Source organism: Sphingomonas sp. (genome assembly GCF_035317925.1).
Taxonomy (GTDB): Bacteria; Pseudomonadota; Alphaproteobacteria; order Sphingomonadales; family Sphingomonadaceae; genus Sphingomonas_I.
The window spans coordinates 23,604-34,514 of record NZ_DATHFV010000144.1 but is presented as its reverse complement, the minus strand read 5'-3'; the positions used below and the strand labels follow the sequence as shown (position 1 = coordinate 34,514).

At 65.4% G+C, this 10,911-nt stretch carries 2 protein-coding genes; both read right to left on the bottom strand.

What is annotated here, in order from left to right; all coding sequences use genetic code 11:
• Positions 1-2,105 (bottom strand): hypothetical protein (locus tag VK533_RS11015; protein WP_324377389.1); only part of this gene is annotated, 2,105 nt, incomplete at its 3' end.
• Positions 2,102-10,612, bottom strand: coding sequence for a beta strand repeat-containing protein (locus tag VK533_RS11010; RefSeq protein ID WP_324377387.1), 8,511 nt, complete (start codon positions 10,610-10,612; stop codon positions 2,102-2,104). The genes VK533_RS11015 and VK533_RS11010, both read right to left, overlap by 4 nt.
• Positions 10,613-10,911 lie beyond the last annotated feature (299 nt).

Genomic DNA, 10,911 nt, shown 5'->3' with positions numbered 1-10,911 from the left:
CCGCCATATTGGTCGATCGCCTCGCCGAAGGTCAGTTCGCCCGGCCCCGAATAGCCCGCCTCGCGCCGGCGATAATAACCGGTGACGTTGCCGCTCGCCGCCTTGGTCAGTTCGTCGAGCGAGGCCGCGGCTTCGAGTACGAAGGCGTTGGAACCGCCCTGATCGGTCGCGGTGACCTGCGTGAAATCATAGCCGCCGGTCGACGAGAAGTTCGTGCCTTCGCCTTGCCCCTGCGAATGCGCGAACTCGCCCCGCACGAAGGTGCCCGGCTTGTAGCGCAGCAGCAGATCGGTGCCGTACAAAGTCTGGCGCGACTGATCCTCGCCCTGGCGATAACCCGTGACGCCGACGCGGACATGATCGCCGACCCATTGCTGCGCGCGGCCGCCGTAGGTGAGCGCGCTCGGCTTGGTCAGGCCGGGCGTATATTCATAGGTCGTGACCAGCCACACCGGATTGCCCGCCAGGCTGCTCTCGTGGACAAACATCGACGCGTCGGCGACGATCGGCAGCGGCTCGCGCAGCAGGATGCGGCCCTGGATATAGTTTACGTCATAATCGCGCGATGCGATCAATTCCTGACGCTGGAGCACAATCCCGGAATCGCGGTCGCGCACTTCCATGAAGACGCGCTCGGAGCCTTCCGAGACATCCTGGTTGCGCAGATAATAAACCGAGCCCCCGGTCGAGGCGAATTCCTCGCGGCTGTCGATCGTGCCGGGATCGGCGGCGAAGGCACTGATCTCGCTCTTGTGATCGCCCGCGGCTTCACCGCCGCCATGCCATTTCACACCCGCGCCATAGAGCGCGCGATTATATTGGATCAGGTCGGTGCCGGTCAGCTGCGTGTGGAAATTGCCCCACATCGCCTCGGTATTCTTGTCCTCGGCGCGCAGGTAGAAACGGCCATAGGTCGGCGCGTCCTGGATCAATGTCGAATCGTCGCCATAGGTCGGATAATGAAGCTCGGGATCGAGCCGGCGCAGGAAGGCGCGGCTGTCCTTCTTCAGGAAATCGCTGAACAGGTCGTTGAACGGATGCTCGCCCGTGTCGGCGGCGGCGGTGACGTGCCACTGATGCGCGAGCTGCCCCTTCCAGTAGAAGGCGAAGCGGCCGTCGATGAAATTCTTGCGCGCATCGGCATTGTCGATCCCTTCCAGATCGATCGTCGCCTGATTCATGCTGCGATGACCGGCGGTGATGTCGCCGATCGCCACCAGGAAGTTGTCGTCCCACGGCACGTTCAAGGCGCGGGTGAAGCTCTTGGCCGGGCCGTTCACGGGCGCGACCTTGACCGTCACATCCTTGGTTTTCTGCGGCACGATCTGCTGGACGACGAAGCGGCCGCCCTTGTCGACCGGCGCGGCAACGCCGAACGCCTCGACCGCCGATCCGATGCCGACGTCGCCGCTGATCGTGACCTCGGCGCCCTCGACCGGGATATTGCCCTTGGTGCGCTGATTGTCGAACAAGGGCCCGTCGCGGCGGTCGTCCCGCACTGGCGGTCCGGCAACGATCGCGAATTCCTGCGGCGCGGTCTCGTCAAAATGGCCGGTGGCGTCATAGACGCGCAGCACGATCCGCAGCGCCTGCGGCCGCATCCCTGCCTTCCACATTGCCGGCCGGCCGAGCGTGACCGGCATCGTCGCGATCGGCTTGCCCTCGGTCGAGACGTTCGCCGGGAACAGCCGCAGTTCGGCGCGCGTGATGTAGAAACCGTAATTGGCGAAGCTGTAGAACGTGACGGTGTCGCCCGGCGCGGCGGCGGGCGCGTCGGGCACGAGGCTCAGCACCGGCTGCGCGCGCAAGGTCGTCACTTGCACCTGGACGTCGGCATCGGCGAGCGCTTTGTCGGTTGCGCGCTGGGCATCGCCCTCCACCGGCCAGGTGCCTGCCGGCGTCTGACCGTCGATCGTGACGCGGAACGGATCGTACGCCCCGCCCTGTTCCAGATTGGGCGTGATCGGGGTGGGTTCGGTGGCGCTGTCCGCGGGCCGGCGCTGGCATGTCTTCGGCCCGCACGGATCCGCCTTTTCCGCGGCATGGGCGGCGGCAAGCGCGAGCGGCGACAGGCCAAGCGCGAGGGTCAGGAGCCGGCGGTTCACCAGCTTTCCTCCGCCTCGATGATCAGGCGGCAGCGGCGCGCTTTCTCGCCCCACTTATGCTCGATCAGCGCGCGCAACCTGGCGACGCGGGCATGGACCAGCTTGGGATCCTCACCGCGCGGGATGTAGCTGATCCGCAGCACCGACGGCTGGCCTTCGAGCGTCGCGATCAGCCCGTCGACCTTGGCCAGATAATCGGGCGCGATCTCCTCGCCCTTGAACACGGCATCCTGCACGTCGAGGCGGACCACCCGCAGCAGCGAAGCACCGAAGTTCAGCTTCACGAACTTGCCGCGCGTCAGGCGAACCGTTTCCGGATTCTCGGTGGTCAGGCGGTAGCCGGTCGGCAGCGTGCGCGGATCGAGCTTGAGGATGAAGTTCGATCCCCGCTCGGCATTGGCGATCATCGGACAGGTGATGTGGTAGCGGCCATCCTTGTCGGTGGTGATCAGGTCGCCCGCGACGGTGACGACGCGCGCGCCGGGCAGGCCAGGCTCACCTTCGTCTTCGACGCCGTTGCCGTTCTTGTCGTCGAACACCTTGCCGAGGATGTCGGTGCAGTCGAAATCGGCGTCGGGGATAATCTGCACGATCGCGTCAGCGATGTTCGACACAATCGTGTTGCTGCCATTGTTGACCGCCCACGCCTGATTGACATGCTCGCCGTCGCCGACGCCCGCGCCAACCGTCAGCATCAAATCATACGTCTTGGTCTCGCCCGCCGCGAAGTTGACCGGGGGGAAGGTCAGCTGTCGCCCATTCTCGATCGGCGTCACCGGTACGCCGTTCAAACGCGCGGTGCCGGTGCGGTAGCGGAAACCCGCCGGCACCTGATCCACGATCGCGATGTTCGGGATCGCGGCGGTCAGCACATCTTTGGCGGTGATCGTGTAGGGCACCAGCCCGCCGCGCGTGACGTCGCGCAGCGGCGTCGTCTTGGTCACCACGATCGATCCCTTGAGGATGGGGTCGAGCGGCAGGTGATTGTTGACCACATTGGCCGAGAGGCCCGCGGTCAGCACGAAGCTCAGGAAATAAGCGGTCGAATTCTGGCTGACCGTGCAGCTCGTCACCGCTTCGGACGGCGGCGCGCTGTCATAGGTGGAGATGAGCAAGGGATCGGGCGTCGGGCCGACCGTGTAGGGGCCGGTGCAGGGCGGGATCCGCGTCGACGGCGTGATCGCATTATAGGATCCGCCGGCCGGCGGCGAATAGGTGATCGTGTAGGTGCCGTTGGGCGCCCCGGCGAGCAACAGGAACTGATAGAAGCCGTTGGCGCCGACCGTCTGCCGCGCGTTGATCGTGCCACCCAGCAATTGCGTCGCCGGATCGAAACCGGCCGGGCCGGCGATGGTGACGGTCGCACCCGGCACGACCTGGCGCGTGACCGAATCATAGACCACACCCGACGGATCGAGCGGCAGCGACTGCTGTTGGACATTGGCGCCGGGTAGCAGGGTGATCTCGCGGATCTGGCCGCTGGTGAAATCCGCGCCGCCGGGATTGCCCTGCGACGTCACGCCGTCCGTTGCGGGCAGGCCGGATTCGTTCGGCCGCGCGCTGCCGAACGCCGCCTGGCTGGTCGGCTCGCGGAACAGCAGCGAATAGCCCGAACCCGGCGGCAGGCTGCCAAATTGATATTGGCCGGTGGCGTCGGTGGTGGTCGTCGCAACGAGTACGCCGCCGTTGAACAGCTGGACGGTCCAGTTCGGCTGGCCGATCTCGTTGGGATCGCGCACGCCGTCATGGTCGGCGTCGAACCAGACGCTGCCCGAAAGCTCCGCACCCGGCCCATGTTCGCCGAACAGATAGCCGGTCGCATCCTGCGCGACACCGAGCGTGATGCCCGAAATCGTGTCGCCGGGGCTGGGCAGCGCACTGCCGCCGGCGCTGCCGGGCGTGTCGCCGCTATCCTGATAGGCGGCGGGTTGCGTCTCGATCAGGCTGTAGCTGCCGCCCGCTACATTGCCGAAGTTGAACGCGCCGTCGCGGCCCGTCACGGCGGTGCGCGACACGCTCTGGCCATTGCCGTCGGTGCCGGTCAGCGTAACCGTCACGCCCGCGATCGGCGGCTCGCCCGCGTCGCGGCGATTGTTGAAGTTGGCGTCATCATAGACGACGCCGCTGACCGAGCCTTCGCGCTCGCCGAAATTGACCTTGGGCGGAACGCCGGTGCCGACCGTTACCGTGCCGCGATTATTGCCATTTTCGGCAGCGTCGCCGTAGCCGCCGGGCTGGGTCTCGGCGACGACATAGTCGCCCGTGCCCGGCACGGGGAAGCTGTAGCCGCCATCGCTATCGGTGGTGGTCGTGTTGAGCACCGTGCCGTCGGGCGTCTTCAGCGTCAGCGTGACACCGGGAATGCCGGGTTCGCCTGAATCCTGCTTGCCGTTCAGATTGGTGTCGACATAGACGACACCACCGATCGCGGTGGTGACCTCGCCAAAGGCATAGTTGATCGCATCGACGCCGCCCGGCAGCGCGATCGGGCCGATCACATCGTTGCCGACCGTGCCGCCGGCGCTGCCCGCGCTATCCTTGCCATCGCCATAATTGGCGGGCTGGGTTTCGGTGAGGGTGTAGCTGCCGCCGAGCAGATCGCCGAAGCTGAAGCTGCCGTCTGGACCGGTCGTCGCGACCAGATTTGCGCCGCCGGTCAGCTTGACCGTCACGCCCTCTATCGGCTGCTCGCCTGCCTGGAAGATTCCGTCGTTATTGGCGTCGACGAAGACATGGCCGGCGATGGTCGAAACCGTATCGCCAAACTCGACCGTCTGGGTGGCGCCGCTGGTCAGGTTGACCGAAACCGAATCCGCCGTGGACGATCCGTAGCCGCCGGGCTGTGTTTCGGTCACGGTATAGCTGCCCGCCGCCAGGCCGATAAAGTGGAAGGCACCGGTCGCGTCGGTAGTGGTGGTCGCGATGACGGTTGCGCCCTGCCTCAGCGTGACGGTCACGCCGGGGATGCCGGGTTCGGTGCCGCCGCTGTCGATGCCGTCGCGCTGCGGATCCTTGTAGACGCGACCGTTCAGCGAAACGCCGATCTCACCGAAATCATAGGCGGTGCCGGCCACGCCCGCGCCGAGCGCGATCGCCGCGATCGTGTTGGTCGCGGCGGTCGAACCGAACGTCGCGTTGTCGACCGTGCCTGCTGGCGTGCCGGCGCTCTCCTTGCCGTCGGCATAATCGGACGGCTGGCCTTCAACCAATGTGTAGGAACCGGCCGGCAGATCGGTGAAGCTGTACGTGCCGTCGGCGGCGGTGGTGGCGGCGCAAGTCAGCGCCGGGGTCAGCGCCGCGCGCTGGGTGCAGATGTTCGCGCCGCCGCTGGTCGTGCCCGACAAGGTGACGATCACGCCGGGGATGCCGGGTTCGCCCGCTTGCTTGATCCCGTCATTATTGCTGTCGACATAGGCCGTGCCGGATAGTGTCGAGGCGAGTTCGCCGAAGCGGTAATTGCTGCCGAGCTCGCCCGTCGCGAGCACGATACCGCTGATCACGTCGTTGCCGGCGGTACCGCGCGTCACGCCCGAAACCGTGCCGGCGCCGTCCTGGCCGTCGCCATAGGCGTTGAGCGGCGTCGTCGCCTGCGACTGTTCGGTCAGCGTGTAGCCGGTCGGGTTCGATCCCGGCACATTGGGGATGATGAAATTGCCGGCCGCATCGGACGTCGCGGTGCAGGTGATCAGCGTGCAGACATTCTGGCTGGTGCTGGTCGTACCCGACAAGGTCACCGTCACGCCGGCGATGCCGGTCTCGCCCGCGTCGCGCGTGCCGTTATTGTTGCGGTCGACATAGACGAAGCCGGCAAAGCCCTGGCCGGTCTCGCCGAAATTATAGCTGGCGCCGTTGCCGCCAGCGCCGATCGTGATCGCGGTGATGCTGGTCACGCCTGCCCCCACTGACGGCGTGTTGGCGGTGATGACCGCACCGGCGGTGCCGCCGAGGTTGCCGACATAGGCACCGGTATGGGTAAAGCCCGCCGGTGGCGTTTCGGTCAGCACATAGGTGCCGGCCTGCAGCACATGGCAGGCCGTGACCGCGTTCCCGGCGTCGGGAAAGCTGAACGCGCCGGTCGCGTTGGTCGTGATCTGACAGGACGTGATCGCATTGCCGAAAGAGTCGGTACCGCTCAGCGTGATCACCGCGCCGGCGATGCCGCTGGTTTCGCCGCCGTCGCGCGTCGCGTTGCTGTTGGCGTCGAGATAGACCGCGCCCGACAAGGTCGCGCTGAGCAGTTCGCCGAAATCGCGATTGGTGAGCGTCTGGCCGGCCGTGACCGCGCCGACCACGATCGTCTCCGGCACCGCGCGTCCGCCCGATCCGGAAACGACGCTGCCGACGCCGTTGCGGTCGAGGCCGTCGGCATAGCCGGTCGGCTGGACTTCCTCGGTGACGGTATAGCCGCTGGTCGAGGGCGCGAGGTTGGTGAAGCTGTAATGGCCGCCCGTATCGACCGCGGTGGTCAGGTTGACGGCGTTGCCGTTGGTGTCGGTGCCGGTCAGGCGCAGCTGGGTGGCGGTGGCGCCGAAGGCCGAGAGCGGGATGCCCGGCTCGCCGCCGTCCTGCGCGCCATTATTGTTGGTGTCGGCATAGATGGTGCCGGAGATCGTCGCTGAGGCGAGTTCCTGGAACAGATAGCCGGTCGCGGCGGTGCTGGCGGGCAGAATGATGGTGGCGATCGTGTTGTGCGCGGCGGTCGAATCGTGCGCGCTGTTGTCGACCGTACCACCGGCCGTGCCGGGGGCTTCATTGCCGTCGATCAGGCTGCCGGGCTGGGTTTCGACCAGCGAATAGGTGCCGGGCGGCAGCTTGGTGAAGCTGAAATTGCCCGACGCATCGGTCGCCTGCGTGATCGGCCCGATCGTATTGCCATAGCTGTCGGTGCCTGACAGCGTAATATTCGTGCCGCCGGCATATCCCTCGCCCGCGGTGAAGGCGTTGTTGCCGTCATTGTCGACATAGACCGTGCCCGCGATCGACGATCCGGTGAGCGTGACATCGACCGTGCCGCTATTGTTGGTCGGGACGCTGTCGCCGCTGATCGGCGATCCGCTGACGATGCCGGGCGAGATCGTGACCGTGTTGGTCACGACGCCCAGCGCAGGCGCATAGGGATAGGCCGCCTTCGCCTTGAACGTCATCTGCATCATCGACGACGTCTCGTCGCCGGGGAAGCTGCCGTTGAGGACGCAGGTGACGGTGGTCGTGCCGGTGCAGGTGAAACTGGAGACCGACGCCGTACTACCGCCGACCGGCGTCGGCGCGGTGAAGGTGCCGGTGATCGATGTCAGCCCGGTGGGCAGCGTATCGACCAGCCGCAGCTGGGTGGTCGGCGACGGCCCCTTGTTGGCGAAGGTCAACGTATAGGTGATCGGCTGATTGATCGTCGCGCTGGCCAGGTCGGCCGACTTGGTTGCCTCCAGGTCGGTCGCCGGCAGCATCGTCGTCGTCTGCGTGGCCTTGTTGTTGCCGAGCGAGGCTTCGGCCGCGGCGGTGACGATGTCGGGCTGCTCGGTGGCGATGATGTAGGCCTGGTTCTTGAAGGTCGTGCTGCCGGTCAGCGGCGTCGCCGTGACCGCCTTGAACTTGACACGGAAGATGGTCGACTGACCCGAGGCCAGCGTGTTGGTGGCGGCCGTGCCCGACAGCACGCATTCCAGCGCGCCCGCACCCAGATCGGTGCAACCCGCGCTCGGCGGCACGAACGATCCGACCTGGACGATCGAGAAGCCGTCATAGGTGAGCGTGAAGCCCGCGGGCACCGTCAGGAAGCTGTGCTCGACCCGCACGTTGGACGCCTGCGACGGGCCGTTATTGGTGATCTTCAGATCGTAGGTCAGATCCTGCGTGGTCGGGATCGGATCATAAGTGATGCCGCCGCCCGCCGGGGGCTCGTTGTCGGTGATCTGCAGATCGAATTTGGGGCCGTCGATCGTGACCGTCGCCGATGACGTATTGTCGCTCGTATCGGGATCGTAGGAATCGCTCGAGATCGTGGCGGTGGTCGTGTCGCTCGCCGTCGGCGGGAAGACTGTCTGGCCTCCGAACGGATAGAGCGGCAACATCGCCTCGATCGTCTGATAGCTGGCCGCGGCGGCCATCGTCGGGATCAGGCAGTCGATCGTGATGAAGGTGGCGTCGGACGTCGGCGTGCAGGACGTGCCGGCCACGGCGGCTCCGCCCGCGTCGACCACCTTGGCGCTGGTCAGGCTGAAGCGATTGACTGGGAATTTGTTGATGACGTGGACGTTGGCCGCGTCGTTGGGACCGGCATTGTGCATCGCCAGCGTATAGGTTTCGGTCACGCCGACCTTGCCCGCAGGCGGGTTGACCGAGGCGGTCACGGCCAGGTTCGAAACCGGATCGATCTTGTAGCTCGCCGACGAACTGTTGTTCGCCGAATTGGGATCGAAGATCGCCCCGGGCGATAGCGTCGCCGTGTTGGTGAAGGTCGGCGTCGCGGTATCGTTGCTGTCGAGCGGACGGCTGAGTTTGAAGATCAGCGTTTCGGTCGTGTTGGGCGCCAGCGACGGGATCGTCCATACGACCTTGCCGTCGGATCCATAGGTCGGCGTCTCGCTCGGCGTGCCGCCCGCGCTCGACGTCAGTGATACCTGCTGGAAGACGGCGCCGATCATGAAGCCGGACGCCGCCAGGTTGTCGGTCACGACCACGCCGGTCGAGGTCACCGCCGCATCGTTGTTGGTGACGACCAGCTTCACATAGAGGTCGTTGTCGGTGCCGAGCAACTCAAGGCCGCTGGTCGAATAGCTGGTGTTGTCCTTGCTGACCGTCTTGGCGATCGAAAGGTCCGCGCTGCTCGTGCTCGTCGAGATTTGGGCGGTGGTGCAGATTGCGGCACCGGTCGAGGCCACCGTGGTCAGATCCGCCTGCACCGCGCCTTGCTTGGAGCAGGCCTGATTTTGCAGATTGCCGGTGGTCGGGCCGCTGATCGAACGCAACGTGACCGACACCGTGCCATTAACCGCGATCACGCTTGTATTGGTGCTGGTGCAGGTCGCCAGCGTGTTCGAATTGCGCACGCACGAGAAGGTTGTGCCGCTGCTCGTGGCGAGCAGGTTCGCCTGGATATCGAACGTCTCGTCGCCCAGCAACGTATCGGTGATGACGATCGGCAGTGTCGGGTTGAAGGTCAGCTTCGACGGACCCAGATTCTTGATCGTGATCGCGCTCTGGATCGACGAGCTTGGCGCCACCGGATCGTTGGACAAAGGCGTGCCCGACAATTTGGTCTTGCTGATCGTCAGCACCGCATCCGGATTGATCACCGAATAGGTCACCGACGAGGTATTGTTGGTGCTGGTGCCATCGGTCAGCGTCGACAGCGGATCGAGCGCCACCGTCGCGATGTTCGTATCCGACGCGGTGACGCTCACGCCCTTGACCGGGACGTTGAACGTGGTTGTGACGCCACTGGCGACGCTGGGCGGCTTGCAGACGACGGTCTGGCCGGTGATCGTGCAATTGGCCGGCGGGGTGCCCGGATTGGCGAACGCCAAAGTCGCCGGCAACACGTCGGTGATGGTCGGGTTGGTTGCGGTCGACGGGCCGTTATTGCGGATGCGCAGCGTGACGTTGGTCGACGAACCGTCGAGGATGATCGTCGACGCCATCGTCTTGATCGCCTGCAAATCCGCGCCGGGCGAGATGCTGACCGTGGCCACCGCGGGCGTGTTGTTGGTCGTGTCCGGATCGGCGATTGTCGGCGAATTGACTGCGACCGTCGCCGCGTTGGAGATCGTGCCGCTCGCCGCCTGGATCGTGCCCTGCAGGGTAATCGTGCCGTAGGCTGCGTTGGACTTGGCCACGCCGGTATAGACGCAGGTGACAACGATGCCCGCCTGGGTGCAATCATAATTGGCGATGTTCGACAGCGTCGTCGACAGCGTGAAGTCGCTCGCCGGCGGCAGCGTGTCGGTGACGGTGATCGCGGCGGTGGAGAAGGCGCTGTTGTTGCGCGGCGTCAGCTGCCACTTCACGACCGAGCCCGCGGGCAGCGGCGTCGAGATGACCGCGTTGCTGCCGTTGAGCGCCTGCTGCGTCAGGCTGAGATCGACGCCGTCGAACACCGCCGGGGTTATCGTCAGCGTATCATTAGCCGAATTGGGATCCACGTTGGTCGGGCTGGTGAGATCGGCGTCGGTATCAACCGCGCCGGTGGTCTGTGCGCTCGCTTTGTAGGTAATGATCCGGACCGCGCCGTCGGCGAGCGGCGCCAGGTTGCAGGTGATCGTCTGGGGCGTGCCGGTCGAGGTGCAGCCCGACGCGAGCGATGCGGGATCGACCGTGAACAGCGGTGAGGCATGAACGGTCAGAACCGCGTCGTTGACCGCGCCCGAGCCATTGTTGGTGACCGTGATCGAGAAGGTCACGACTCCGGTCGTACCAACCGAAAGCGGCGTGAACGAATAATCGGTGACCTGGAGATCGGCCGCCATCAAGGCGGCGGGCACGGCGAGCCACGCGGCGAAAAGCAGCCGCATCAGCCAACGCAAACGAACGCGCCCCCGCCCCACAGTTTGGAGTCCCCCGAACGCCAACCCCCCGGCTGGCTATGGGAACTGCCTAGGCGCCCCTAGGGGTTTTTATCAATGCGTTCATTGTAAATGACTGTTAATCCTGAGGGGAATACCCTGACTTTTCGTGGTATTTACCCTGACTGCGGGCTTATGTGCCCAACCGGCCACACTCCGCTCCCGTAACGATCTCGCTTCGATCGACTGTTCGGCTTAATGTCTTGATGCGCAACGATAGCCGGCCAGGCGATTTCCCTGTGCCGCGC